The organism is Rugamonas sp. DEMB1 (genome assembly GCF_029834475.1).
GTDB classification, from domain to species: Bacteria; Pseudomonadota; Gammaproteobacteria; order Burkholderiales; family Burkholderiaceae_D; genus Rugamonas; species Rugamonas rubra.
Genome location: NZ_CP122407.1, coordinates 5,441,567 through 5,467,680, shown reverse-complemented (window position 1 = coordinate 5,467,680; position 26,114 = coordinate 5,441,567). Strand labels below are relative to the sequence as shown.

The 26,114-nt window shown below is 66.3% G+C and carries 24 protein-coding genes and 3 pseudogenes; 19 read left to right on the top strand and 8 right to left on the bottom strand.

Going from position 1 to position 26,114, the window contains the following annotated elements; genetic code table 11:
* Positions 1–138: 138 nt before the first annotated feature.
* From QC826_RS25230 to QC826_RS25215, 4 genes are all read right to left on the bottom strand, one after another.
* Positions 139–480, bottom strand: coding sequence for a DUF1840 domain-containing protein (locus QC826_RS25230; RefSeq protein ID WP_279762954.1), 342 nt, complete (start codon positions 478–480; stop codon positions 139–141).
* A gap of 133 nt (positions 481–613) precedes the next feature.
* Positions 614–1,159 (bottom strand): hypothetical protein, encoded by a 546-nt coding sequence (locus QC826_RS25225; protein WP_279762953.1) that lies wholly within the window; start codon positions 1,157–1,159, stop codon positions 614–616.
* A gap of 46 nt (positions 1,160–1,205) precedes the next feature.
* Complete coding sequence (locus QC826_RS25220; protein ID WP_279762952.1) at positions 1,206–2,717, bottom strand: YifB family Mg chelatase-like AAA ATPase; 1,512 nt, start codon at positions 2,715–2,717, stop codon at positions 1,206–1,208.
* Positions 2,718–3,009: 292 nt separating this feature from the next.
* Positions 3,010–3,255 carry an accessory factor UbiK family protein gene (locus QC826_RS25215; protein WP_093389852.1) on the bottom strand — a complete coding sequence of 82 codons (246 nt, stop codon included), beginning with the start codon at positions 3,253–3,255 and terminating at the stop codon, positions 3,010–3,012.
* A gap of 264 nt (positions 3,256–3,519) precedes the next feature.
* Here QC826_RS25215 and QC826_RS25210 point away from each other — a divergent pair, with 264 nt between their 5' ends.
* From QC826_RS25210 to QC826_RS25150, 13 genes and pseudogenes are all read left to right on the top strand, one after another.
* Positions 3,520–4,275 carry a TorF family putative porin gene (locus QC826_RS25210; RefSeq protein WP_279762951.1) on the top strand — a complete coding sequence of 252 codons (756 nt, stop codon included), beginning with the start codon at positions 3,520–3,522 and terminating at the stop codon, positions 4,273–4,275.
* Positions 4,276–4,286: 11 nt separating this feature from the next.
* Positions 4,287–4,625, top strand: coding sequence for a P-II family nitrogen regulator (locus tag QC826_RS25205; RefSeq protein WP_010393464.1), 339 nt, complete (start codon positions 4,287–4,289; stop codon positions 4,623–4,625).
* Positions 4,626–4,636: 11 nt separating this feature from the next.
* On the top strand, positions 4,637–6,187 hold the full coding sequence (locus QC826_RS25200; protein ID WP_279762950.1) for an ammonium transporter: 1,551 nt from the start codon (positions 4,637–4,639) through the stop codon (positions 6,185–6,187).
* A 178-nt stretch (positions 6,188–6,365) separates the two neighbouring features.
* Positions 6,366–7,667 (top strand): glutamate--cysteine ligase, encoded by a 1,302-nt coding sequence (gene gshA / locus QC826_RS25195; RefSeq protein WP_093389855.1) that lies wholly within the window; start codon positions 6,366–6,368, stop codon positions 7,665–7,667.
* 82 nt (positions 7,668–7,749) lie between these two features.
* Positions 7,750–8,688: a glutathione synthase gene (gshB, locus tag QC826_RS25190; RefSeq protein ID WP_279762949.1), complete on the top strand. Its 939-nt coding sequence runs from the start codon at positions 7,750–7,752 to the stop codon at positions 8,686–8,688.
* A gap of 66 nt (positions 8,689–8,754) precedes the next feature.
* Positions 8,755–9,162: a PTS sugar transporter subunit IIA gene (locus QC826_RS25185; RefSeq protein ID WP_279762948.1), complete on the top strand. Its 408-nt coding sequence runs from the start codon at positions 8,755–8,757 to the stop codon at positions 9,160–9,162.
* A 64-nt stretch (positions 9,163–9,226) separates the two neighbouring features.
* Positions 9,227–9,496 carry an HPr family phosphocarrier protein gene (locus tag QC826_RS25180; RefSeq protein ID WP_279762947.1) on the top strand — a complete coding sequence of 90 codons (270 nt, stop codon included), beginning with the start codon at positions 9,227–9,229 and terminating at the stop codon, positions 9,494–9,496.
* A 44-nt stretch (positions 9,497–9,540) separates the two neighbouring features.
* Positions 9,541–11,282 (top strand): annotated as a pseudogene (gene ptsP / locus QC826_RS25175) (phosphoenolpyruvate--protein phosphotransferase).
* A 226-nt stretch (positions 11,283–11,508) separates the two neighbouring features.
* Positions 11,509–12,680: pseudogene (locus QC826_RS25170) on the top strand (homoserine O-acetyltransferase).
* The gene (metW, locus tag QC826_RS25165; protein WP_279762946.1) at positions 12,677–13,288 is read left to right on the top strand and encodes a methionine biosynthesis protein MetW; all 612 of its coding nucleotides are present in this window, start codon (positions 12,677–12,679) and stop codon (positions 13,286–13,288) included. The pseudogene QC826_RS25170 and the gene metW overlap by 4 nt, the downstream one beginning before the upstream one ends.
* Positions 13,288–14,538 (top strand): AmpG family muropeptide MFS transporter, encoded by a 1,251-nt coding sequence (locus tag QC826_RS25160; RefSeq protein ID WP_279762945.1) that lies wholly within the window; start codon positions 13,288–13,290, stop codon positions 14,536–14,538. Before metW ends, QC826_RS25160 begins: the two co-directional genes overlap by 1 nt.
* Entirely contained in the window at positions 14,535–15,425 is an 891-nt protein-coding gene (locus QC826_RS25155; RefSeq protein ID WP_279762944.1) for a M48 family metallopeptidase, read from the top strand. Before QC826_RS25160 ends, QC826_RS25155 begins: the two co-directional genes overlap by 4 nt.
* A 7-nt stretch (positions 15,426–15,432) precedes the next feature.
* Positions 15,433–16,341, top strand: coding sequence for a pseudouridine synthase (locus QC826_RS25150; protein WP_279762943.1), 909 nt, complete (start codon positions 15,433–15,435; stop codon positions 16,339–16,341).
* A gap of 94 nt (positions 16,342–16,435) precedes the next feature.
* Here QC826_RS25150 and QC826_RS25145 read toward each other — a convergent pair whose 3' ends face one another.
* A complete protein-coding gene (locus QC826_RS25145; RefSeq protein WP_093389864.1) occupies positions 16,436–17,206 on the bottom strand; it encodes an exodeoxyribonuclease III in 771 nt (256 codons plus the stop codon).
* A 152-nt stretch (positions 17,207–17,358) separates the two neighbouring features.
* Here QC826_RS25145 and pyrE point away from each other — a divergent pair, with 152 nt between their 5' ends.
* The 6 genes from pyrE (at position 17,359) to QC826_RS25115 (ending at position 22,506) form a co-directional block, all read left to right on the top strand.
* Positions 17,359–18,024, top strand: coding sequence for an orotate phosphoribosyltransferase (gene pyrE / locus QC826_RS25140; RefSeq protein WP_279762942.1), 666 nt, complete (start codon positions 17,359–17,361; stop codon positions 18,022–18,024).
* 138 nt (positions 18,025–18,162) lie between these two features.
* On the top strand, positions 18,163–18,537 hold the full coding sequence (locus QC826_RS25135; RefSeq protein ID WP_279762941.1) for a hypothetical protein: 375 nt from the start codon (positions 18,163–18,165) through the stop codon (positions 18,535–18,537).
* 117 nt (positions 18,538–18,654) lie between these two features.
* Positions 18,655–19,506 carry an alpha/beta fold hydrolase gene (locus QC826_RS25130; protein ID WP_279762940.1) on the top strand — a complete coding sequence of 284 codons (852 nt, stop codon included), beginning with the start codon at positions 18,655–18,657 and terminating at the stop codon, positions 19,504–19,506.
* 130 nt (positions 19,507–19,636) lie between these two features.
* The gene (locus QC826_RS25125) at positions 19,637–20,176 is read left to right on the top strand and encodes a PEP-CTERM sorting domain-containing protein (RefSeq protein WP_093389868.1); all 540 of its coding nucleotides are present in this window, start codon (positions 19,637–19,639) and stop codon (positions 20,174–20,176) included.
* 157 nt (positions 20,177–20,333) lie between these two features.
* Complete coding sequence (locus tag QC826_RS25120; protein ID WP_093389869.1) at positions 20,334–21,704, top strand: AAA family ATPase; 1,371 nt, start codon at positions 20,334–20,336, stop codon at positions 21,702–21,704.
* Positions 21,688–22,506 carry a retron system putative HNH endonuclease gene (locus QC826_RS25115; RefSeq protein ID WP_279762939.1) on the top strand — a complete coding sequence of 273 codons (819 nt, stop codon included), beginning with the start codon at positions 21,688–21,690 and terminating at the stop codon, positions 22,504–22,506. Before QC826_RS25120 ends, QC826_RS25115 begins: the two co-directional genes overlap by 17 nt.
* 84 nt (positions 22,507–22,590) lie before the next feature.
* On the opposite strand, the pseudogene gatB reads toward QC826_RS25115, so the two are convergent.
* The 3 genes and pseudogenes from gatB to gatC all read right to left on the bottom strand — a co-directional run bounded on the left by gatB (position 22,591) and on the right by gatC (position 25,997).
* Positions 22,591–24,051 (bottom strand): annotated as a pseudogene (gatB, locus tag QC826_RS25110) (Asp-tRNA(Asn)/Glu-tRNA(Gln) amidotransferase subunit GatB).
* A 43-nt stretch (positions 24,052–24,094) separates the two neighbouring features.
* Complete coding sequence (gatA, locus tag QC826_RS25105) at positions 24,095–25,579, bottom strand: Asp-tRNA(Asn)/Glu-tRNA(Gln) amidotransferase subunit GatA (protein WP_279762937.1); 1,485 nt, start codon at positions 25,577–25,579, stop codon at positions 24,095–24,097.
* 115 nt (positions 25,580–25,694) lie between these two features.
* The gene (gene gatC / locus QC826_RS25100; RefSeq protein ID WP_279762936.1) at positions 25,695–25,997 is read right to left on the bottom strand and encodes an Asp-tRNA(Asn)/Glu-tRNA(Gln) amidotransferase subunit GatC; all 303 of its coding nucleotides are present in this window, start codon (positions 25,995–25,997) and stop codon (positions 25,695–25,697) included.
* Positions 25,998–26,114 lie beyond the last annotated feature (117 nt).

Sequence of the window (26,114 nt, the reverse complement as noted above, 5' to 3'; positions counted from 1 at the left end):
AACCCCCACCAGCCTGAACGCGCTCAAGATCGCGTTCAGTGCGGGCGGGGGTTTTTTTACGTCCCAATGTAAAAAACCGTACGTGGATGTCATGGCCCAGGCCATCTCATCCACGTACGGTTTTTTCGTCTATGCGGCTCAGATGCCCCAGACGATGTCGTTGCCGTCCTGCTTGGCCGCGCGCAGCATTTCCAACAGCGGATAGGCGCGCGCCGCGAAGCCGACGCGCTGTTGCACGGCATGCTCCTGGGTTTCGCCGTCCTCCGCCTCGTGGGCGTGGATGTCGTGCTCGACATCCACATCGGGATGTTGTTTGCTGAGCGCCACCTCGTGCTCGAGCAGCGACAGGGCCGTTGCCGCCTCGGCGGCGGTAATCACTCCCCGGGTAGGACTCTTGTGCAGCAGATCCAGTATGCGTTGTGCATGTTCCTGATACATCAGGACTTCTGGCGATGATTTGGATTTAAAAGTAATCAACATAAGTGCTTTCCGAGTCTTGTTGTTAGTAGCTTCAAACAATAGCACGACTTGCCATTTTGAATATTTCAAGATGTAGGCAAGATGCTTCCGGTTCAGCAAACAAGCGGCCGTCTGTGGTCTTCGCTGTTGAAACTTAGTTCAGTTTAAAGGAGCTCAGGAAGGTGTCAACTGTCTCGCGCACAATGTGTTTTTCCCGCCCCATGATGATGACTTGATAGATCCGTTTGTCCTTGGCGACGAAGCGGCCGATCAGCAGCATCGGTTCGCCGTTGCGCGTGCCCTTGGCCTCGACGTCCAGCGTGGTTTGCTGTGCCGCCGCGCTGCCGTTGCCCGACGATTGCGCCGCCACCTTGTCTGTGGTCACGCTGGCGCCGATGTTCTTGAGCAGCGCCGTCTTCATCGCCGGCAAGGCCGCCTGTGCCTTGGCCGCGTCCGCCAGCAGCGCGCTGCCGACGGCGAAGGTGATGCCGTCGACCTCGGCGGCGGCCATGGTCATGCTCACCTCGGTGCCGGCCAGGTCGATATTGCGCGTTTGCGTCGCCGGCTTGCCGGGGAACAGCACGGCGTAGGGGGCGTCGTTGCTACGGTAGTCGCGCCAGTCGAACTTGGGGCTGCAGGCGGACAGGACGGCGCCGGTCAGCACCGTCGCCAGGAGGAGGGGGAGGGAAAGTTTTCGCATGCCTGATGGTAGCAGGCCGCGGGGCGCGCGGGCAAACGGCACGGCCTCAGCGCTCGCGCAGCGCGCGCCGGTACTGTATCGCTTCGCCCACATGGGCCTGGTTGATGGTGCGTGCGCCGGCCAGGTCGGCGACGCTGCGGGCCACGCGCAACACGCGGTGGTAGGCGCGCGCCGACCATTGGAATTGCTGCATGGTGCTGCGCAACAGATATTCGCCGGCGCGGTCCGGCTTGCAGTGGCGGTCTATGTCGCGCGGCAACAGTTGCTGGTTGCTCTTTTGTTGGCGTTGCAATTGCCGCAGGCGGGCTTGTTCGACGCGCGCCGCGATGACGGCGCTGCTGTCGCCGTCGGCCGGGGCGGCCAAGGTCTCCGGCTCCACCTCGGCCATTTCGAGCTGGATGTCGATGCGGTCGAGCAGCGGGCCGGAGATGCGGCCCTGGTAGCGCAGGATGGTATCGGGCGAGCAGCGGCATTGGCCGCTGGCATGGCCCAGGTAGCCGCAGGGGCAGGGGTTCATCGCGGCGATCAGCTGGAAGCGGGCGGGGAACTCGGCCTGGCGCGCCGCGCGCGAAATGACGATGCGGCCCGATTCCATCGGTTCGCGCAGCACGTCGAGCACACGGCGGTCGAATTCGGCCAGCTCGTCGAGGAACAGCACGCCGCAATGGGCCAGCGAGATCTCGCCCGGCCGGGGTTGGCCGCCGCCGCCGACCAGGGCCGGCCCCGAGGCGGTGTGGTGCGGTGCGCGGAACGGCCGGCGCTTCCACAGCTCGGGGTTGAAGCGGCCGCAGAGCGATTGCACGGCGGCCGACTCCAGCGCCTCCTCGTCGCTCATCGGCGGCAACAGGCCGGCGAAGCGGCTAGCCAGCATGGTCTTGCCGGTGCCGGGCGAGCCGACCAACAGCACGCTGTGGCCTCCCGCCGCCGCCACCTCCAGCGCGCGCTTGGCGAACAGCTGGCCTTTCACCTCGGCGAAGTCGGCGTACTCGGCGGCCGCCAGCAGCAGGCTGGGCTGGTGGCGCTGCAGGGCGGCGTCCGGCGTCAGCGCGGCGAAGTGGGCGCACACTTGCAGCAGCGAGCGGGCCGGGTAGATGGCGGCGCCGGCCACCAGGGCCGCCTCGTCGGCGTTGGCCTGCGGCACGATGAAGGCGTGCTCGGCGCCGTCGCGGCGCATGGCGAAGGACATCGCCAGCGCGCCGCGGATGGGCCGCAACTCGCCCGACAGCGACAGTTCGCCGGCGTATTCATAGCGGTGCAATTGGCTGGAGGGAAGTTGGCGCGAGGCGGCCAATATGCCGAGCGCGATCGGCAGGTCGAAGCGGCCGGATTCCTTGGGCAGGTCGGCCGGCGCCAGGTTGACGGTGATGCGCTGGGCCGGCATCTCGAAGCCGCCGTTCTGGATCGCCGCGCGGACCCGGTCGCGCGCCTCTTTGACCTCGGTCTCGGGCAGGCCGACGATGGTGAAGGAGGGCAGGCCGTTGGCCAGATGCACCTCGACGCTCACTTCCGGCGCCTCCATGCCGGCCAGGGCGCGGCTTTTCAGCACGGCTAAGCTCATCGGATTCCTCGCTCGGGAAGGAGGGGACTGCAGCTGAAATCGTAGAGCGCGGCGGGCGCGGCGCCTTGCGCCAGACTAAGCGCGCGGCTGTTTCACGCGGCAGGAGGTGGCGGGGTGGACTTCGGCATGCCAATTTCGCAACAGTAGCGATGCGCTAGTCGCGCCCGGCGTGCCGGCGTCACGCGGCGGTCATGCGTTTGCGCCATGCTGGTGCCATGGCCGCACCACGGCGGCCGTGTTTTGGCCGCGGACGGGCCGGGCATCGGCCGCGTCGGCGCAGGTGGGCGGGTGCTTACTTCGCGCCGTCGAGGCGCGCTTCCAGCTCGGCCAGGCGGGCTTCCACCGCTTCGAGCTTGCTGCGGGTCTTGGCCAGCACCTGGGCCTGGATGTCGAACTCCTCGCGGGTGACCAGATCGAGGCGTGAAAAACCCTGGGTCATCATCGATTTGACGTTCTTTTCGATGTCTTTGGCCGGCGAATTCTCGATGGCTTGGTTGATCTTGCTCTGCAAGTCGTTAAAAAAAGTATTCATATCCATGATAGTCCTTGATGTGGCCGACAATGCAACGCACCATTGCAGTGCACTTCGGCCTAATGTGGTGCGAATTTTTGATGCTGACTAGTGCGCCGACCGCGATTCTCACCTCAGCCTGCCTCAATCCGCTTGCCTAGACACTGTTGCAACTGCCTGTCCACCAACATTAGCTGGCACGCATTCTGCTACAGGTACTGGTGAAAGCTTTTGATCAGCCTAGATTTTAAACCGCAACCGCTACCCAAGTTCAATTCAAAGGAAATCGCCATGAAAAGCCTCACCAAGAATCTTACTCTTGCCGCCGCACTGACCTTGGCCTTTGCCTCTTTCGGCGCCGTCTCGGCCCATGCGGAAGAAGCCGCCGCAGCCAAGCCGGACAACGAAGTCAGCTACAACGTCGCGCTGACCAGCGACTACCGTTTCCGCGGCATCTCGCAATCGCGCTTGAATCCGGCGCTGCAGGGCGGGGCGGATTATACCCACAATCCTAGCGGTTTCTACGCCGGCACCTGGCTGTCGACGATCAAGTGGACCAAGGACGCGGGCGGCGACGGCGACATCGAATGGGACATCTACGGTGGCAAGCGCGGCGAGATCAGCAAGGACATCGCCTACGACGTCGGCGGCCTGTACTACTTCTACCCGTCCAACGGCCTGCACCCGAGCGCCAACACCTTCGAGCTGTACGGCCAGCTGGCGGCCGGCCCGTTCTCGGTCAAGTACTCGCACTCGACCACCAACCTGTTCGGCTTTGTCGACAGCAAGAACAGCGGCTACCTGGAGGCGGCCTTCACCTACGACGTCTACGACGGCTACAACCTGGGCATGCACATCGGCCACCAAAACGTCAAGAACAACGGCGCCTCCAGCTACAGCGACTACAAGGTCGGCGTGAGCAAGGACTTCGGCTTCGCCACCGTGGCGCTGGCCGCCGTCTACGCCGACAGCAACGCCTACGTCACCCCGGCCGGCAAGAGCACCGCCAAGACCGGCGCCGTCCTGACCATCTCCAAAACCTTCTAAGCGAGGCCAGCATGAAAATGATTACCGCCATTATCAAGCCGTTCAAGCTCGACGAGGTGCGTGAAGCCTTGTCGGCGATCAACGTGCAAGGCATCACCGTCACCGAGGTCAAGGGTTTCGGCCGGCAAAAGGGCCACACCGAGCTGTATCGCGGCGCCGAATACGTGGTCGACTTCCTGCCCAAGACCAAGATCGAGGCGGCCGTCGACGACGCCATCGTCGACCAGGCGATCGAGGCCATCGAGGGCGCCGCGCGCACCGGCAAGATCGGCGACGGCAAGATCTTCGTCTACAACCTGGAGCAGGTGATCCGCATCCGCACCGGCGAAACCGGCAACGAAGCACTTTAAGGGGAACATTGATGAAAAAAACAATAACCAAGTTGCTAGCTGGGGTCGCTTTCCTGTTCGCATGTAACCTCGCCGCGCCGGCCTTCGCCGCCGACGAGGCCAAGCCGGCCGAGGCCGCGCCGGCGGCGGCCGCCGCCGCGCCCGCCGTTGTTCCCGCCGCCGCTCCGGTAGCAGCGCCGGCCGCCGCCCCGGCCGCCGCCGCGCCGGCCGAGGCGCCGGCCGCCGCCGCGCCCACCCCGAACAAGGGCGACACGGCCTGGATGATGACCTCGACCATGCTGGTCATCATGATGACCATCCCCGGCCTGGCCCTGTTCTACGGCGGCCTGGTGCGCTCGAAAAACATGCTGTCGATCCTGTTGCAAGTGTTCATGGTCTTCGCCGTCATCATCGTGCTGTGGTGCATCTACGGCTACTCGCTGGCCTTCACCGAGGGCAACGCCGTCTACGGCAAGTTCGACCGCCTGTTCCTGAACGGCATCTGGGACCCGACCAAGGCCGCCTTCTCCACCGCCGCCACCTTCAGCAAGGGCGTCGTGCTGCCCGAGTTCGTCTTTGTCGCCTTCCAGGCCACCTTCGCCGCCATCACCTGCGCGCTGATCATCGGCGCCTTCGCCGAGCGCGCCAAGTTCGTCGCCGTGCTGGCCTTCGTCGTGCTGTGGTTCACCTTCTCCTACCTGCCGATCGCCCACATGGTCTGGTTCTGGACCGGTCCGGACGCCATCAAGGACGCCGCTAGCGCCGTCACCGAAGGCGCCAAGGCCGGCTGGCTGTGGCAAAAGGGCGCGCTGGACTTCGCCGGCGGCACCGTGGTGCACATCAACGCCGCCGTCGCCGGCCTGGTCGGTGCCTTCATGATCGGCAAACGCGTCGGCTACGGCCGTGAATCGATGGCGCCGCACTCCTTGACCATGACCATGATCGGCGCTTCGCTGCTGTGGGTCGGCTGGTTCGGCTTCAACGCCGGCTCGGCGCTGGAAGCGGGCGACGTCGCCGCCCTGGCCTTCATCAACACCCTGTTGGCCACCGCCGCCGCCACCGTCTCGTGGGTCGGCGGCGAATGGATCGCCAAGGGCAAGCCGTCGATGCTGGGCGGCGCCTCCGGCGCGGTGGCCGGCCTGGTGGCCATCACCCCGGCCTGCGGCTACGTCGGTCCGATGGGCGCGCTGGTCATCGGCCTGCTCGCCGGTGTGGTCTGCCTGTGGGGTGTGAACGGTCTGAAACGCCTGCTCGGCGCCGACGACTCGCTCGACGTGTTCGGTGTGCACGGCGTCGGCGGTATCCTCGGCGCGCTGCTGACCGGCGTGTTCGCCTCGCCTTCGCTGGGCGGCCAGGGCATCTTCGACTACGTCGGCAACAAGATGTCGACCGACGCCTACTCGATCGTCGGCCAGGTGACCACCCAGGCCACCGCCGTCGGCACCACCATCATCTGGTCGGCCATCGTTTCGGTGATCGCCTACAAGCTGGTCGACGTGGTGATCGGCCTGCGCGTGCCGGAAGAGGAAGAGCGCGAAGGCCTGGACATCACCAGCCACGGCGAGTCCGCCTACCACGCCTGACCCCCGCATGGACCGGCCCGCCGCGCGCGGGCCAGCCGAAAGCGCCCCAGCCTGGGGCGCTTTTTTTGTTTTCGGCCTTTAAAACGCGGTTTTCGCCCCGATTTGGGGTAGTTGCACGGTAATATAGATAGCCCGGTGTGCCCTGTCCCTGTCCGGCACGCATATTAAGGAAGTAACCATGGTTCCCCATCTCGTCACGGCCCTGACCGGACCGCTGCTCGACCTCGAAGAAAAAATCCTGGCCGCCACGCCGGCCATCGAACGTTGGTTCCGACTCGAGTGGCAGGAGCACACGCCGCCGTTCTATTGCTCGGTCGACATGCGCAACGCCGGCTACAAGCTGGCCCCGGTCGACACCAACCTGTTCCCCGGCGGCTTCAACAACCTGGCCACCGAGATGCTGCCCCTGTCGGTGCAGGCCGCCATGGCCGCCATCGACAAGTATTGCCCGGACGCGCGCAACCTGCTGCTGATCCCCGAGGTGCGCGAGCGCCATCCGCTGTACCTGCAGAACGTGGCGCGGCTGATGCAGATCTTCCGCCAGACCGGGCTGCACGTGCGGCTCGGCTCGTTGTCGCCGGAGATCACCCAGCCGACCCCGCTGGCCCTGCCCGACGGCAACATGCTGGTCATCGAGCCGCTGGTGCGCTCGGCCAACGGCCGCCGCCTGGGGCTGAAGGACTTCGACCCCTGCACCATCCTGCTCAACAACGACCTGTCGGCCGGCATCCCGGAGATTTTGCAGAACATCCACGAGCAGAGCCTGCTGCCGCCGCTGCACGCCGGCTGGGCGCTGCGGCGCAAGAGCAACCACCTGGCCGCCTACGACGAGGTGGCCAAGAAGTTCGGCAAGCTGATCGGCGTCGACCCGTGGATGCTCAACCCCTTCCACGCCAAGTGCGGCGAGGTCAACCTGCGCACCGGCGAGGGCGAGGACTGCCTGATCGCCAACATCGACACCCTGCTGGCCAAGATCAAGAAGAAGTACAAGGAATACGGCATCAAGGAGCACAAGCCCTTCGTCATCATCAAGCCCGACGCCGGCACCTACGGCACCGGCATCCTGACCATCAAGGACTCGGCCGAGATCAAGGCGCTGACGCCGGCCCAGCGCGAGCGCCTGTCGGTGGTCAAGGACGGCAAGGTGGTCAGCGACATCATCATCCAGGAGGGCGTGCCGACCTTCGAGAGCATCAAGGACGCCGTCGCCGAGCCGGTGGTCTACATGATCGACCGCTACGTGGTCGGCGGCTTCTACCGCGTCCACGCCGAAAAGGGTGTCGACCAGAACCTCAACGCGCCCGGCTCGCAGTACGTGCCGCTGGCCTTCGCCCAGCAGCACGCCGTGCCCGACCTGAAGGCCAAGCCCGGCACGGCGGCGCCGAACCGCTTCTACGTCTACGGCGTGGTGGCCCGGCTGGCCCTGCTGGCGGCCTCGCTGGAGATGGAACGCACCGATCCGAACCCGGAAGTCTACTGAGCGCGGCGCACGGCCGGGGCCGCCCGAGGTGCCGGCGGCCGACATCGGCTAAAATCAGGCATTACCCAGATTGGATGCGCCCATGAAAATCGCTTTCCTCGCCGATCCCCTGGCAGGTTTCAAGACCTACAAGGATTCGACCTACGCCATGATGGTCGAGGCCGACCGCCGCGGCCACGCCGTCTACGCCTTCGAACAGCGCGACATGGCGCTCGACGGCGGCAGCGTGTTCGCCAACGCCGCCCGCCTGACGCTGACCGGCGACAGCCACGACTGGTACCGCGCCGCGCCGGCGCACGAGACCGACCTGTCGACCTTCGACGCCATCCTCCAGCGCAAGGACCCGCCGTTCGACATGGAGTACATCTACGGCACCTACCTGCTCGAGCTGGCCGAGCGGCAGGGCGCGCGGGTGTTCAACAAGCCCTCGGCGATCCGCGACCACAACGAGAAGCTGGCCATCGCCCAGTTCTCGCAGTACACCGCGCCGACCCTGGTGACCTCGAACGAGGCGCGCATCCGCGCCTTCCAGGCCCACCACGGCGACATCATCCTCAAGCCGCTCGACGGCATGGGCGGCGCCGGCGTGTTCCGCATCAACGCCGAGGGCCTGAACCTGGGCGCCGTGGTCGAGACGCTGACGGACAACGGCCGCCGCACCATCATGGCGCAGCGCTACATTCCGGAGATCGTCAAGGGCGACAAGCGCATCCTCGTCGTCAACGGCAAGGCGGTGCCGTTCTCGCTGGCGCGCATCCCCCAGGCCGGCGAGGTGCGCGGCAACCTGGCCGCCGGCGGCACCGGCGTGGCCCAGCCGCTGACGGCGCGCGACCGCGAGATCGCCGAGGCGCTCGGCCCGGAACTGGCCAGCCGCGGCCTGTTGCTGGTAGGATTGGACGTGATCGGCGACTTCCTCACCGAGGTCAACGTCACCAGCCCGACCTGCTTCCAGGAGATCGCCCAGCAGACCGGCTTCGACGTCGCCGCCATGTTCATCGACGCGGTGGAGCAGGCGCGATGAGCCGGCGGCCGACTAATTGCGCGGCGCGCGTTGCAAAACGCTCGCCCTCACTGGCGGAATAGGCATATGGTTGGCATACTGCTGATGACACACGCGCCGCTGGGCCAGGCCTTCATCGCCGCCTGCGCCCACGTGTTCCGCGGCCCGACCGAGCGGCTCGAGGCGATCGACGTCACCGCCGACCAGGCCCTGGGCGAGGTGCAGACGCTGGCGGCGGCGGCCATCGCCCGCCTCGACGAGGGCGACGGCGTGCTGGTGATCACCGACGTCAAGGGCGGCACGCCGGCCAACTGCTGCAACAAGCTGGCCGACGCCGGCCGCGTCGAGGTGATCGCCGGCATCAGCCTGCCGATGCTGCTGCGCGCCATCACCTACCGGCGCGACGCGCTCGACGTGGTGGTGGAAATGGCCCTGGCCGGGGCGCAGAACGGCGCGGTGCGGGTCGACAACCGCATCCGCGTGGGACAGAACTAGGGTAGCCGCCGCGCCGGCCGTGGCGGCGGTTTTTTGCAGTGCGCACTGATTGAGACGAGAAAAAATGATTCAACAAGAACTTGAGATTATCAACAAGCTTGGCTTGCATGCGCGCGCCTCGGCCAAGTTCACCCAGTTGGCGGCGAAGTTCCAAAGCGACGTCTGGCTCACCCGCAACGCCAGGCGCATCAACGCCAAGTCCATCATGGGCGTGATGATGCTGGCCGCCGGCAAGGGCGCCAAGGTCACCTTGGAGGCCGACGGCAGCGACGAGCAGGACTGCGTCACCGCCTTGTCGGCACTGGTCAACGACAAGTTTGGCGAAGGCGAGTAATGCCCGCTGAGAACAGCCGCCCCCGTACTCTGACAGGTCCACCGATGGCATCGTTCACGCTTCACGGCATTCCCGTATCCCGCGGCATCGCGATCGGCCGGGCCCACCTGCTGGCGCCGGCCGCGCTCGACGTCAAGCACTACCTGGTCACCGAGGAGCACCTCGAGGCCGAGGTGCGCCGCCTGCAGCAGGCGCTGGCCGCCGTGCACAAGGAGCTGCAGACCTTGTGGCTGGAGCTGCCCAAGGACGCCCCCACCGAGCTGGGCGCCTTCATCGACGTGCACGCCCTGATCCTGTCGGACCCGATGATCTCCGAGGCGCCGCTCGACATCATCCGCAGCCGCCACTACAACGCCGAATGGGCGCTGCTGACCCAGATCGACGAGTTGTCGGCGCAGTTCGACGAGATCGAGGACCCTACCTGCGCGAGCGCAAGGCCGACATCCAGCAGGTCGCCGAGCGCGTCCTGAAGGTGCTGCTGGGCAGCGAGCAGACCCTGCCCAAGACGCTGGGCGAGGAGCAGTTCCAGGCGCAGATGATCGTCGTCGCCCACGACATCTCGCCGGCCGACATGCTGCAGTTCCGCGACCGCAGCTTCGTCGGCTTCGTCACCGACGTCGGCGGGCAGAACTCGCACACCGCCATCGTCGCGCGCAGCCTGGACATTCCGGCGGCGGTCGGCATGTCGCAGGCCTCCACCCTGATCGAGCAGGACGACTGGCTGATCATCGACGGCGACGCCGGCGTGGTCATCGCCAACCCCAGCACCCTGGTGCTGGAGCAGTACCGCGAACGCCAGGGCGCGCTGCAACGGGCGCGCAAGAAGCTCAACAAGCTCAAGAAGACCCCGGCGGTGACGCGCGACGGCACCACCATCCTGTTGATGGCCAACATCGAGCTGCCCGACGACTGCGCCACCGCGCTGGAGGCGGGCGCCAACGGCGTCGGCCTGTTCCGCTCCGAGTTCCTGTTCATGGGCCGCAACAGCAAGATCCCCTCCGAGGACGAGCAGTTCGAGCAGTACAAGCGCGCGGTGGTGGCGATGAAGGGCCGGCCGGTGACCATCCGCACGCTCGACATCGGCGCCGACAAGCCGCTCGACCAGAGCGAGCACACCGCGCTCAACCCGGCGCTGGGCCTGCGGGCGATCCGCTACTGCCTGGCCGAGCCGCAGATCTTCCTGACCCAGCTGCGCGCCATCCTGCGCGCCTCGGCCTTCGGCAAGGTGCGCATCCTGATCCCGATGCTGGCGCACGCCTTCGAGATCGACCAGTCGCTGGCCATGATCGCCCAGGCCAAGGCCGAGCTGCGCGAGGCCGACATCAAGTTCGACGACGCCGTCGACGTCGGCGCCATGATCGAAATCCCGGCCGCCGCGCTGGCGCTGCCGATGTTCGTCAAGCGGATGGACTTCCTGTCGATCGGCACCAACGACCTGATCCAGTACACCCTGGCCATCGACCGGGTTGATTATGAGGTGGCGCACCTTTACAATCCACTCCATCCGGCGGTGCTGCAACTGATCGCCATGACCATCGCCGCCGGCCACAAGGCCGGCATCGACGTCGCCGTGTGCGGCGAGATGGCCGGCGACGTCAAGCTGACCCGCCTGCTGCTGGGCATGGGCCTGCGCGAGTTCTCCATGCATCCGGCCCAGCTGTTGTCGGTCAAGCAGGAGATCCTCAACAGCGACCTGGCGCGCATCACGCCGCAGACCCGCAAGGTCATGCGGGCGATGGAGCCGGCGGTGATCGCCGAGGCGGTCGAGCAACTGCAACGCCTGTAACACACCGTCGCGCGGACTGTCATTTGGCCGCCGCGACGGGGCCGGAGCTACAGACCGGCGAGACGGCGCACCTGCCGACCGCGCGGCGGTCCGGGCGGCGCCGATACTGTAAGCTGTCAGCCTGCGCCGCCCATCCTCGCGGCGGCGCATCATTTTTGGCCCGTGGGGCCGCTCCACTACCATCGACAATTTTATGCGATCCATTGGATACGTCACCCCGCAAACCATGCACTTCGCCGAGCCGCTGCCGCTGCAAAGCGGCGCCGCGCTGGCCGACTACACCCTGATGTACGAGACCTACGGCACGCTCAACGCCGACAAGTCGAACGCCGTGCTGGTCTGCCACGCCCTGAACGCCTCGCACCACGTCGCCGGCGAGTACCAGGGCCAGCCCAAGAGCACCGGCTGGTGGGACAACATGGTCGGCCCCGGCAAGCCGCTCGACACCGACAAGTTCTTCGTCATCGGCGTCAACAACCTCGGCTCCTGCTTCGGCTCGACCGGGCCGATGCACAGCAACCCGGCCACCGGCAAACCCTACGGCGCCAGCTTCCCGGTGGTGACGGTGGAGGACTGGGTGGCGGCGCAGGCGCGCCTGGCCGACCGCCTCGGCATCGCGCAGTTCGCCGCCGTGATGGGCGGCTCGCTGGGCGGCATGCAGGCGCTGGCCTGGAGCATCCTGTTCCCGGCGCGGCTGCGCCACTGCGTGGTGATCGCCTCGACGGCCAAGCTGTCGGCGCAGAACATCGCCTTCAACGACGTGGCGCGCCAGGCCATCCTGTCCGACCCCGACTACCACGGCGGCGACTTCTACGCCCACGGCGTGGTGCCGAAGAACGGCCTGCGGGTGGCGCGCATGGTCGGCCACATCACCTACCTGTCGAACGACGACATGGCGGAAAAGTTCGGCCGCAAGCTGCGCGACGTGGCCGCCGGCGGCGACTACAAGTTCGACTTCGGCGTCGACTTCGAGATCGAGTCCTACCTGCGCTACCAGGGCGACAAGTTCTCCGAGTACTTCGACGCCAACACCTACCTGCTGATCACCAAGGCGCTCGACTACTTCGACCCGGCGCGCGGCCACGGCGGCGACCTGGCCAAGGCGCTGGCCGGCACCCGGGCCAAGTTCTTCCTCGCCTCGTTCACCACCGACTGGCGCTTCTCGCCCGAGCGCAGCCGCGAGATCGTGCAGGCGCTGGTGTGCAACCGGCGCAGCGTGACCTACGCCGAGATCGACGCGCCGCACGGCCACGACGCCTTCCTGCTGGAGAGCCGCGCTACATGGACATGGTGCGCGCCTACTACCAGCAGGTGTGGCTGGAAACCGCCACGGCGGGCAAGGGCGCCGCCACGGCGGCGCCATCGATCAAGGCAGCAAGCGGCAAGGAGCACGCATGAACTTCGACCAACTGAGCAGCGCCCGGCCGGACCTGGCCTTCATCGCCCACTGGGTGCCCAAGTCGGCCCACGTGCTCGACGTCGGCTGCGGCGACGGCGTCATGCTCGACTATCTGCAGAGCGACAAGCAGTGCAGCGGCTACGGCATCGAGATCGCCGACGACAAGGTGCTGGCCAGCACCCAGCGCGGCGTGCAGGTGATCCAGCAGGACATGGAGAAGGGCCTGGCGCTGTTCGGCGACGACTCCTTCGACACCGTGCTGTGCCTGTCCTCGCTGCAGATGATGAAGCACGTCGAGCGCCTGCTGCGCGACATCGTCCGGGTCGGCAAGGAGGCCATCGTCTCCTTCCCCAACTTCGCCTACTGGCCGCACCGGGTGGCGCTGCTGAAGGGCCGCATGCCGGTCTCGAAGTCGCTGCCCTACCAGTGGTACGACACGCCCAACGTGCGCTGCGCGACGATCAAGGACTTCCGCCAGCTGGCCGAGGAGTGCGGCCTGGAGGTGGTCGACTGCGTCGCCCTGGCCGAGGGCCGCACCGTCAGCCTGCTGCCCAACCTGCGCGGCGACCTGGCCGTGTTCCGCCTGCGCAAAAAGGCGGTGCACTGATGCAGAAGGCGGCGCAGCCGATCGCCAACTGGCACACGTATTTGAACCGCCGCATGGCTGCGCTGGTGGTGCTGGGCTTTAGCTCCGGCCTGCCGCTGTACATTCTGCTCAGCCTGATGCAGGCCTGGCTGGCCAAGTCGGGCCTGAGCCTGAAGGTGCTGGGCCTGTTCACGCTGCTGCAGTTCCCGTATTTCTGGAAATTCACCTGGGCGCCGCTGATGGACCGCTTCAGCTTCGGCGGCTTCGGCCGGCGCCGTGGCTGGATGGTGCTGACACAATGCGCGCTGTTCTTCGCCATCGGCGGCATGGGCATGCTCGATCCGCGTTTGCAGGTCGGCGCCGTGGTGGCGGCGACGGCGCTGGTGGCCTTCCTGTCGGCCAGCCAGGACATCGTCATCGACGCCTACCGCAGCGAGACCTTGAGCGAGCGCGAGCAGGGCCTGGGCGCCGCCGTCTACGTCAACGCCTACAAGGTGTCGAGCATGGTGCCGGGCGCGCTGTCGCTGATCCTGGCCGACCGCATGGCCTGGCCGCCGGTGTTCTGGATCACCGCCGCCTTCATGCTGCCGGGCCTGTTGTGCGCCTTGCTGATCCGCGAGCCGCGGGTCTACGGCGAACGGCCGGCCACGCTGCGCGCGGCGGTCGTCCTGCCGTTCAAGGAGTTCATCGAGCGCGACGGCTGGCGCCGCGCGCTGTGGCTGCTGGCCTTCATCCTGCTCTACAAGGTGGGCGACAGCATGGCCACCGCGCTGGCCACCAAGTTTTACCTCGACCTCGGCTTCAGCATGACCGAGATCGGCTGGGCCGCCAACACCACCGGCTTCTGGGCCAGCATCGCCGGCGGCATCGTCGGCGGCGTGTGGATGATACGGCTGGGTATCAATCGCGGCCTGTGGGTGTTCGGCGCGCTGCAGGCGGTGGCCATCCTCGGCTTCGCCTGGCTGGCGCTGGTCGGCCCCAGCACGCCGCTGCTGGCCGCAGTGATCGGTTTCGAGGCCTTCGCCAGCATGGGGCTGGGCGGCGCGGCGATGGTCGCCTTCATGTCGCGCTCGACCGACGCGCGCTACACCGCCACGCAGTACGCCCTGTTCTCCGCGCTGGCCTCGGTGCCGCGCATCTTCGTCAACGCCTCGGTCGGCTTCGTCATCGCCGAAACCGGCTGGTTCTGGTTCTTTATCGTGTGCTTCTTCCTGGCCTTTCCTGCCATGATGATGCTGCCGAAAATCGCACCATGGAATGCCAAACAATGAAAACCGTCAAACACACAATCGCCATGCTGGCGCTGGCCGTCTGCGCCGGCGCCGGCGCCGCCCACGCCCAGCCGCAAGGCGAGCCGGACGGCATCCCCGTCACCCGCATGTCGCGCATGCGCGTGTTCTCCGACCCGCAGCAGTTCGAGCAGCAGTCCAAGCTGCAGTACAGCCAGCTGCTCAGCGAGGCCCAGCAGAAGCAGGCGCTGGTGCCGGCCAACCATCCGCAGGTGCTGCGCCTGCGCGCCATCGCCAAGCGGCTGATCCCCTACGCCACGCGCTGGAACCCCGAGGCGGCGCGCTGGCAGTGGGAGGTCAACCTGCTCAACTCGAAGCAGGTCAACGCCTTCTGCATGCCGGGCGGGCGCATCGCCTTCTTCAGCGGCATCCTGACCCAGCTCAACCTGACCGACGACGAGGTGGCCATCGTCATGGGCCACGAGATCGGCCACGCGCTGCGCGAGCACGGCCGCGAGCGCGCCGCCAAGTCGGAGGCCACCAACCTGGTCGGCAAGCTGGCCGGCGCCGGCCTGTCGGCCTGGCTCGGCGTCGACCCGCGGCTGACCGGCGCCGCCACCAACGCGGCGGCCCAGCTGACCGTGCTGCACTTCTCGCGCGAGGAGGAGACCGAGGCCGACATGGTCGGCATCGACCTGGCCGCGCGCGCCGGCTACGACCCGCGCGCCGGCATCGCGCTGTGGGAAAAAATGGGCGCCGTCAGCCAGGGCCAGCCGCTGCCCTTCCTGTCGACCCACCCGAGCGGCGACAGCCGCATCGCCGAGATGAACAAGAACATGGCCCTGGTGCTGCCGGTGTACGCGCGCGCCAAGGGCCTCAAGCCGAACGCGCTGCCGGCCTACCGGACCAGCGCCGTCGCCCCGCGCTGAGGTGGCCATGGGACGACAACAGCAGGGCCACGGCAAGGCGCCGCTGCCGATGCGCGACGGCGTCGCCGCCAGCTACCTGTGGCTGCCCGAGGGCCAGTGGCCGGACATGCTGACCTTCATGGTGCAGCGCTACCCCGACGTCAACGAGGCCTCGTGGCGCGAGCGCATGGCGCGCGGCGACGTGGTCGACGCCGACGGCACGCCGCTGCATCCGGCCAGCGCCTACCGGCGCGGCATGCGCATCTTCTACTACCGCGAGCTGGAGCGCGAAACGCCGATCCCCTTCAGCGAGCAGATCCTGTTCCAGGACGAGCATCTGGTGGTGGTCGACAAGCCGCACTTCCTGCCGATGATACCGACCGGCCGCTTCCTGCACGAGACCTTGCTGGTGCGGCTGAAGAAGACCCTGGGCGAGGAGGAGCTGACGCCGATCCACCGGCTCGACCGCGAGACGGCCGGCGTGGTGATTTTTTCGCGCCGGCAGTCCAGCCGCGGCGCCTACCAGTCGATGTTCCAGAAGCGCGTCATCGAGAAGGAATACGAGGCGCTGGCGCCACGGCTGCAGGGGCGCGAGTTCCCCTTCACCTACCGCAGCCGGATGGTCGACGGCGACAAGTTCTTCCTGATGCGCGAGGAGCCGGGCGAGCCGAACTCGGAGACGCTGATCGACGTCATCGAGCACCGCGCCGACGCCACGCTGTACCGCTTGCGGCCGCACACCGGGCGCAAGCACCAGCTGCGCGTGCATTTGTCCTCGCTGGGCATCCCCATCGTCAACGACGCCTTCTACCCGGTGGCGCTGCCGTGCAAGCAGGACGACGTGTCGCAGCCGCTCAAGCTGCTGGCGCGGGCGATCGCCTTCACCGATCCGCTGAGCGGGCTGCGCCGCGAGTTCGCCAGCGCCCGCGCGCTGTAGGCCGTCGCAACCCCGGCCCAAGGCGCAACCCCAGGGTCAGACCCTAGGGTCTGACCCTTGTTCGCCGCCGCCGGGCACACCGGCACCGTTCACGTCACAAACGGTAGTCGATGGTCAGCGGCGCGTGGTCGGAGAAGCGCTCGTCCTTGTAGATCGACACCGCCTTGGCCTGCGCCGCGATGCCCGGGGTGGCGACGTGGTAGTCGATGCGCCAACCGACGTTCTTGGCCCAGGCCTGGCCACGGTTGCTCCACCAGGTGTACTGCTCCTCGCGCTTGTCGATGCCGCGGTGGACGTCGACATAGCCGGCCTCGTCGAACACGCGGGTCAGCCAGGCGCGCTCCTCGGGCAGGAAGCCGGAGTTCTTCTTGTTGCCCTTCCAGTTCTTCAGGTCGATCTCGTGGTGGGCGATGTTCCAGTCGCCGCAGATGACCACCTCGCGGCCCTCGGCGCGCAGTTCCAGCAGGTGCGGCAGGAACAGGTCCATGAAGCGGAACTTGGCCTCCTGGCGCTCCGGCGACGAGGAGCCGGACGGGCAGTACACCGAGATCACGGTCAGCGAGCCGAAGTCGCAGCGCACGTAGCGGCCCTCGGCGTCGAACTCGGGGCTGCCGAAGCCGATCCGCACCTGGTCCGGCGCGCTCCGGCTGTAGATGCCGGTGCCGGAGTAGCCCTTCTTCTCGGCGTAGTGGAAGTTGCCGTGGTAGCCGGGCGGATTGAGGAAGTCCTCGCTCATGTCGGGCGCCTGGGCCTTCAATTCCTGCACGCAGACGAAGTCGGCGTCCTGCGCCGCCATCCAGGTGAAGAAGCCTTTTTTGGCGGCGGAGCGGATTCCGTTCAGGTTGGCGGAAATGATTTTTGGCATGGTCGTCGGATCGGGAAAAAGGGGATAAGTGGGGCGCGCACGGCGCGCGAGGCGCTAGTTTATCGCGTTTCTTCCATCGCTGCGGACAGGCATTGATTGTCGCGCCGGGGCGGCGGGATTAAAATACAGGCACTTTTATGATACGGGGCATTATGAACAACTTACGGCAGGAATTTATCGCTTTCTCGGTCGCCACCGGCGTGCTGCGCTTTGGCGACTTCACCACCAAGGCGGGGCGCCAGTCGCCGTACTTCTTCAATGCCGGCCTGTTCCACGACGGCGCCACCCTGGCCCAGCTGGCCCAGTTCTACGCCCAGACCCTGCTCGACTCCGGCGTCGAGTTCGACATGCTGTTCGGCCCGGCCTACAAGGGCATCACGCTGGCCTCGGCCACCGCCGTGGCGCTGGCCGGCAAGGGCCGCAACACCTCGTTCGCCTTCAACCGCAAGGAAGCCAAGGACCACGGCGAGGGCGGCACCATCGTCGGCGCCAAGCTGCAGGGCAAGGTCGTCATCATCGACGACGTGATCTCGGCCGGCACCTCGGTGCGCGAATCGGTCGACATGATCCGCGCCGCCGGCGCCGAACCCTGCGCCGTGCTGATCGCGCTGGACCGCATGGAGCGCTCGGGCAAGGACGGCGCGCTGTCGCCCAGTTCGGCGGTGCAGGAGGTCAGCAAGACCTACAACATCCCGGTCATTTCGATCGGCAACCTGGACGACTTGTTCAGCTACCTGAACGGCGCCGGCGCCGATCCGCAACTGCAGCAATACAAGGACGCGGTGGCGGCCTACCGCACCCGTTACGGCGTGCAATAATCCAAGCCGGCGGCGCGGGCGAAACACCGTTGCGTTGGCGTGGACTTTGAAATTGCTTTGGTGTAACCTTTACCGGAACGCACGTTTGGACGTTTATTCAACACCGACCACCCTGGTCGAGGAGACGAAGGCACAACCATGAACATTGCAACCCTGAAAGTCAACGGCGACGACGACGCACTGGCCGACATCCGCGACGGCCTGCCGGCCGAACCGGACGGCAGCTGGCAAAAAGGCGACGTGCGCCCGGACGGCCGGGTGCGCATCGACTCCGGCTTCTACGTCAGCCTGGGCACGGACAAGAACCCGGACAAGCTGCTCAAGCAGGTGCGTTCCTTCCTGGCCGAGTGCACCGCGCGCGGCATCCACTTCGAACGCTCGGACGTGGCGGCCGAACTGCGCATCTCCTTCACCGTCGACGATCCGAGCAAGCCGACGCCGACGCTGGACTTCCTGCTGGCCGACCTGGCCCTGCTGGTGGAAACCGGCATCTCGCTGAGCATCACGGCCTAAGACCCTTGCCGGGTCGCCGGCACGGCGCCGACCCGCTCGGCGCCGCGCGGTGTTGCGCGCAAGCACCAACCAACGCTACACTGTCAGTTTTGCCAAAAGCATAACTGGAGCCTGCCCATGCGTTTTTCCGAAGACCGTTACGCCGCCCTCCCTGTCGGCGGCCAGACCGAACGCAAGATCCATGTGTGGGAACCGGCCGCGCCGCGCGCCGTCATCCTGGCGCTGCACGGCGGCATGGCCCATGCCGGCGACTATGTCACGCCGGCGCTGTATTTCCGCGCCCACGGCATCGCCACCGTCAGCTACGACATGTGCGGCCACGAGGGCGCGCACCGCGCCGACATTCCCGGTTTTCAAGTCTTCCTCGACGAAGGTGAAAAATTTTTAAGTTGGGTCAAGCACAACTACCCCGGCCTGCCGATCTATGTGATGGGCCACTCGATGGGCGGCCTGATCGCCACCCACCTGGGGCTGGAGCGCTTCCCGGCCGATGCGGCCATCAAGGGCTTCATCCTGTCGTCGCCGTACTACGTCAACGCGATCAAGGTCTCGCCGGTCCTGCAGGCGCTGTCCGGCGTGCTGGCCAAGCTGGCGCCGGCCATGAAGGTGCCGCTGGCGCCGCTGGCCGAGGTGCTGACGCACGACCGCGCGATCACCGCGCGCCACCAGGCCGACGAGCGCGACAACATCCGCGCCAGCGAGATCACGGTGCGCTTCGCCCACGCCCTGGGCCAGGCCCAGCTGGGGCTGGCCGACAAGCTGCCGGCCTGGCGCTATCCGCTGTTCGCCGCCATCGCCGGCGACGACCGCCTGGCCGACTCGGCCGCCAGCGAGGCGATGCTGGCCAAGTTGCCGGCCGGCCTGCTGGAACTGCACCGCTACCCGGCGAACTTCCACGAGAACTTCAACGAACTCAACCGTGAAGAGATCTTCGCCCAGATCCTCGACTGGATCGACAGGCACGGCTAGGCGAATTCTTGCTTTTGTTAAATTGTTGGCACACAATTAACAAAAAATAAGAAAATATTATCGGATTCGGTATCATGCGGGCTCGCGCCGCTTGTGCGGCGCTTGCCCCGTTCACACCAAGGAATCCGACATGAAAAAGCTGTTCTGCGCCGCGCTGCTCGCGGCCTCGTTCGCCTCGGCCGCACAGGCCGAGGTCTACAATTTCTCCTACACCTTCGGCGGCAACGGCCTGGTCATCGACGGCTCGATGAACGGCACGCTGCACGGCGACCTGCTGGACGACATCTCCGACGTCAAGATCAACTTCAACGGCAACGCCTTCAGCGGCACGCTGTACCAGGCCGCCTGGAACGAGCAGACCAACAATTGGGACAACACCTTGGGCGCGGTGGTCTCCACCAACGCCGCGAAGAACAACTTCGTCTTCGTCGACGCCAGCGAGCCGGCCAATTTCCACAACAACTACTTCTACTTCACCAACAACTCGAGCATCGGCAGCGAGGTCTTCGCCGTCAGCTACAGCCGGGGCGACATCGCGCTGGACAACCCGGCCAACGCCCACGGCGGCTGGTCGCTGGCGGTGTCGCCGGTGCCTGAGCCGGCCGGGGGCGCCATGTTGCTGGCCGGCCTGGGCCTGATGGGCGTGCTGGCGCGGCGCCGCCGGATGTAAGGGCGAAGGCAGTGCGCAACCGGCGGGCGCCGGCGCGGCCGTCCATGTTGCCACCGAGGGGAGTCGCTCTATGAGAGAATATGTCATCGCGTAGCCAGCGAAGGGGTGTTGCATAGCACCCGGTGACAACAGCGAACGACCACACAGAGCCTATCCCATGCCAGAATTGAGTATTCAGACCTTGCGGCTACGCGACTATCGCTGCTTCGAGGATGTCGAGATCGAATTCCATGACAAGTTGACGGTACTCATTGCTTCGAACGGGGCCGGTAAAACCTCCATTCTGGACGCCATTGCCGTCGCGTTCGGACCGTATGTGGGGGCATTCGACGAGGGGGTGGACAAGCGCTTCCTGCCCAGCGATATCCGCCTGTCCCGCGTGCGGGCGACCAGCAGCAATGAGATGGAGTACGCCGCCGGCGGCGCGTGGCTGGAGGCCACCGGCCGCATTGGCGACGCCACATTGCGACCTTGGCGGCGCAGCCTCGCCGGTCCTGCCAAGGCCAAGACCACCAGCAAGGACGCCAAGCGGCTGACCGATTTGGGCAAGGCCTTGCAGGTTAGGGTGCGAACGCCGGATACCGAGACGGCCTTGCCGCTGCTTGCCTACTATGGCACAGGGCGGCTCTGGCAGCGCAAGAATTTGACGGACGGCGGCAAACTGCATCGGACCACGCGCACCGTCGGCTACTCGAATTGTCTGGACCCTGCCTCTAGCTACAAGGCGCTGGTCGCCTGGTTCCGCTACTGGAGCACCAACTCGCTGAAAGCGCAGGTCGACGCCAGCAGGAACGGGCAAGCCTATCAGGCCAACGAGTTCGATGACTATATTCGTTCCGTCGCCTCGGCGGTCGATGCCTGTCTTGCCCCGGCCGGTTGGAAGGACATCGCCTATTCCCTGGCGCAGGAGCAACTTGTCGCCCACCACGACAAGCATGGTGAGCTGCCGGTGGAGCTGTTGAGCGACGGCATACGAAACATGATAGGCATGGTGGCCGATATCGCCTTCCGCGCCACCAAGCTCAATCCCCATTTCGGTGCTGCCGCGTCGAAGCGGACTTCCGGCGTCGTGCTGATTGACGAGGTGGACATGCACCTGCATCCCGAATGGCAGCAATCGGTATTGCACAGTCTGACGACGGCGTTCCCCTTGATACAGTTCATTGTCACCACGCACAGCCCGCAGGTCATTTCGTCTGTGCCCTCCGAAAGCGTGCGGGTACTGTCGGACTTCGCCGTGTTCAGCGCACCGCCGGGCACCGAGGGGGCGGAATCGTCGCGTGTGCTCAAGCGCGTTTTCGACGTGGCGCCGCGTCCGCATATCGAGGCGACTCATGAGTTGGAGCGCTATTTGGCGCTGGTCTACGCCGACCAGTGGGACAGCGCGCCGGCCCAGGCGCTGCGGGTGAAGTTGGATGAGCGTTATCGCGGCGAAGAGCCGGCGCTGACGGAGGCCGACCTGCATATCGAGAACCGGAAGTGGGAGCGCTCGCTGGAGGCCGGGGCGACGCATGAAGACCCTGCTTAAGTCGGCCCCGCCGAACGAGTTGACGCGCTTCGCCACCGCCTTTCCGGCTGAAGACTGGGACAATGATTTCCGCAACTATTCAGCTGCGCCGAATCAGCCGGGACACGACTACCGTGAAATCAAGAAGCGGCTGATCGCGGATCAAGGCGGACTGTGTGCGTACTGCGAGAGGCTGATCGCCGGCTTGTCGGTTGACCAGCAGAAGGTCGAACACATCCACCCGAAATCGGACAAGTCCAACGCCGCGCTCAACTGGGGTTTGATGTGGACGAACATCGTCGCCGTATGCACCGGTGGCGAGCACGATGACAAATCGTTGCACCCCCTGCCGCGCAATCTGAGTTGCGACTCCCACAAGAACCACTGGCTGTCGAAGGCGGCCAGGACACCCCAGTTGGCGGCGATGCTGGCCGCGTTGATCAATCCGCTGCAGCTAGCTGCTTTTCCATGCCTGTTCGATTTCGACAAGGCGGATGGGCGCCTGTTTCCGAACGAAGACCTTTGTTTGCAGGTCGATGCGGCGGCCGCGCTCGCCCTGGGAACGACCAGGGAGCGTTTGACAGTCACGATAGAAACGGCGCTGAACCTCAATTGCGACAGGTTGCGCACCGAGCGCAAGCTCGTGTTGAACGAGTATAACCGGGCGGTTACCGAGGCCAGGCGGCGCAACGACATCCACTTCAAGACCAAGCTGGCGGCCCGCTGGTTCGGCAGCAGGTGGCCGAGCTATTTCACGACGCGCCGCATCCTGTTGGGGGGCGCTGCCGAGCAGTATTTGCGCGGGATCGCGTATCGGGGCTGACGCTGGCGCGGCCGTTGTTGTTGGCAATGAAAAGGACGCACGCTGCGTCCTTTTTTCATTATTCCCGGCTAGCTCGCTTCACACTCAGCCCGCCAGTTTTTGCTTCAGCAGCTCGGTCAGCTGGGCCGGGTTGGCCTTGCCTTTCGAGGCCTTCATGGCCTGGCCGATCAGCGCGTTGATGGCCGCCTCCTTGCCGGCGCGGTACTGCTCGACCGACTTGGCGTTGGCCGCCAGCACCTCGTTGACGATGGCTTCGAGCGCGCCGCTGTCGGAGATCTGCTTGAGGCCCTTGGCCTCGATGATGGCGTCGACCAGCTGCTCGTCGGCCGACTTGGCCTCCCACATCGCGGCGAACACCTCCTTGGCGATCTTGTTGGAGATGGTGCCGTCGGCGATGCGTTGCAGCATCAGCGCCAGCTGCGCGGCCGACACCGGCGCGGCGGCGATCTCGACGCCCTCGCGGTTCAGGGTCGAGGCGACGTCGCCCATCAGCCAGTTGGCGGCGGCCTTGGCGTGGTCCTTGCCGGCCTTGGCCACCACCGCCTCGAAGTAGCGCGCCATCTCGAGCGACTGGGTCAGCACCAGCGCGTCGTAGTCGGACAGCGCGTAGTCGGCGCCGAAGCGGGCGCGCATGGCGTCCGGCAGTTCCGGCATGGCGTCCTTGACGCGGGCGATCCATTCCGGCGAGATCATCAGCGGCGGCAGGTCCGGGTCGGGGAAGTAGCGGTAGTCCTGGGCGTCTTCCTTGCTGCGCATTTCGCGCGTTTCCTTGCGGTCCGGGTCGTACAGGCGGGTCGCCTGCACCACCTTGCCGCCGTCCTCGATCAGCTCGATCTGGCGGCGCACCTCGACGTGCACGGCCTCCTCGATGAAGCGGAAGGAGTTCAGGTTCTTGATCTCGCAGCGGGTGCCCAGCTCGGTGTCGCCGACCCGGCGCACCGAAACGTTGACGTCGCAGCGGAAGGAACCCTCCTGCATGTTGCCGTCGCACACGCCCAGCCACATCACCAGCGAGTGCAGCGCCTTGGCGTAGGCCACCGCCTCGGCGGCGCTGCGGATCTCCGGCTCGGAGACGATCTCGAGCAGCGGCGTGCCGGCGCGGTTCAGGTCGATGCCGCTCATGCCGTGGTAGTCCTCGTGCAGCGACTTGCCGGCGTCCTCTTCCAGGTGGGCGCGGGTCAGGTTGACGGTCTTGGTGACGAACTCGCCGTCCTTCTCGTAGCCGAAGGTGAGCGAACCGCCTTGCACCACCGGTTAGTCAAACTGGCTGATCTGGTAGCCCTTGGGCAGGTCGGGGTAGAAGTAGTTCTTGCGCGCGAAGATGGACTGCGGCGCGATGGTGGCGCCGACCGCCAGGCCGAAGCGGATGGCGCGTTCGACGGCGGCCTTGTTCATCACCGGCAGCACGCCCGGCAGCGCCAGGTCGACCGGGCTGGCCTGGGTGTTCGGCTCGGCGCCGAACTTGATCGGCGAACCGCTGAAGATTTTTGATTCGGTCGTGAGTTGCACGTGGTTCTCAAGACCGATGACGACTTCCCATTGCATAGTGTTCTCGCTTTACTTGTCGGCCCGCGGGCCGTATTCGATGTTAGATGCCGCCAGGCGCGCGCAGGTGCCAGTCGGTGGCCAGTTGGAACTGGTGGGCGACGTTGAGCAGCTTGGCTTCGCCGAAGTGCTTGCCGATGATCTGCAGGCCGACCGGGCGCTGGCTGTTCTTCTCGCCCTGGCCGAAGCCGCAGGGGATGGACATGCCGGGCAGGCCGGCCAGGCTGGTCGACAGGGTGAAGATGTCGGCCAGGTAGGCCGCCACCGGGTCGTCGGACTTGTCGCCCAGGTCCCAGGCGACGGTCGGCGCGACCGGGCCCATGATGACGTCGCAGACCGCGTCCGGGCCGTTCAGCACCGCCTCGAAGTCCTGCGCGATCAGGCGGCGGATCTTTTGCGCCTTCAGGTAGTAGGCGTCGTAGTAGCCGTGGCACAGCACGTAGGTGCCGACCATGATGCGGCGCTTGACCTCGGCGCCGAAGCCTTCGGCGCGGGTCTTCTTGTACATGTCCTGCAGGTCCTTGTACTCGGCGGCGCGGTGGCCGTAGCGCACGCCGTCGAAGCGCGACAGGTTGGACGAGGCCTCGGCCGGGGCGATCATGTAGTAGGCCGGGATCGACAACGCGGTGTTGGGCAGCGAGATGTCGACCAGGCTGGCGCCCAGCTTGACGTACTGCGCCAGCGCGGCGCGCACGGCCTGTTCGACGTCGGCCGCCAGGCCTGCGCCGAAGTATTCCTTGGGCACGCCGATGCGCAGGCCGGTCAAGGGGGCGTCCAGCTGGCGCGTGAAGTCCTCGTCGACGCCGCCTTGTTCCGGCGTCAGGCTGGTCGAGTCGCGCTCGTCGAAGCCGGCCATGGCGTTGAGCAGCAGGGCGCAGTCTTCGGCGGTTTGGGCGATCGGGCCGCCCTGGTCGAGCGAGGAGGCGAAGGCGATCATGCCGAAGCGCGAAACGCGGCCGTAGGTCGGCTTGATGCCGGTCACGCCGCAGAAGGCGGCCGGCTGGCGGATCGAGCCGCCGGTGTCGGTGGCGGTGGCGCCCGGCGCCAGGCGCGCGGCGACGGCGGCGGCCGAGCCGCCCGAGGAGCCGCCCGGCACGGCGTGGATGTCCCAGGGGTTCTTGACGGCGCCGAAGGCCGAGTTCTCGTTGGCCGAGCCCATGGCGAACTCGTCGCAGTTGAGCTTGCCCAGGGTGACCATGCCGGCGGCCTTGAACTTCTCCACCACGGTGGCGTCGAAGGGGCTGACGTAGTCGGCCAGCATCTTCGAGCCGGCCGTCGAGCGCCAGTCGCGCGTGACGAAGATGTCCTTGTGGGCGATCGGCACGCCGGTCAGCGGCGTGGCGGTGCCGGCGGCGAGGCGGGCGTCGGCGGCGGCGGCCTGGGCCAGGGTCAGCGCGCGGTCGACGTGCAGGTAGGCGTTCAGCTGGCTCGCCTCGATGCGGTCGAGGAAGTGGGTGGCCAGTTCGGTGGCGGAGATGGCTTTGCTTTGCAGCAGAGTCGACAGCTCTTTGATGGTTTTAGTGTGCATGGCGGATCTATTCAATTCGGTCGGTGGCGGGGATCGTCGGTGCTCGGCGCGGGCCGGGCCGGCGCGCGGGCGCGGGGCGGGGCGCGCGTGCGGGCGCGCCGGCGCGCTTAGGCGATCACTCGATCACCTTGGGCACCAGGTACAGGCCGTCCTGGGTCTTCGGCGCGACGGCCTGGTAGTCGGCGCGGCGGTTGCCCTCGGTGGCGACGTCCTCGCGCAGGCGCAGGGCGATGTTGTTCATGTGGGCCGCCAGCGGATGGCTGAGCGGCGCGACGCCGTCGGTATCGACCGCCTGCATCTGTTCGGCCAGCGCGAAGATGCCGTTCAGTTGGCCCAGCGCGGTGGCGGCCTGGTCCTCGCTCATCTCAAGTTGGGCCAGGTGGGCGATGCGTTTTACGTCGGATAGGGTCAGGGACATGGCGAATGGCGCGGACGGACCGCGCAATGATTAATTGTTATATTGATAAAAGTCTTGAAGTAAAGCTATTCGTCGGCAAAAGCGCCGGAACGCCGGGCAAATCGCGCTTCGGCGGGC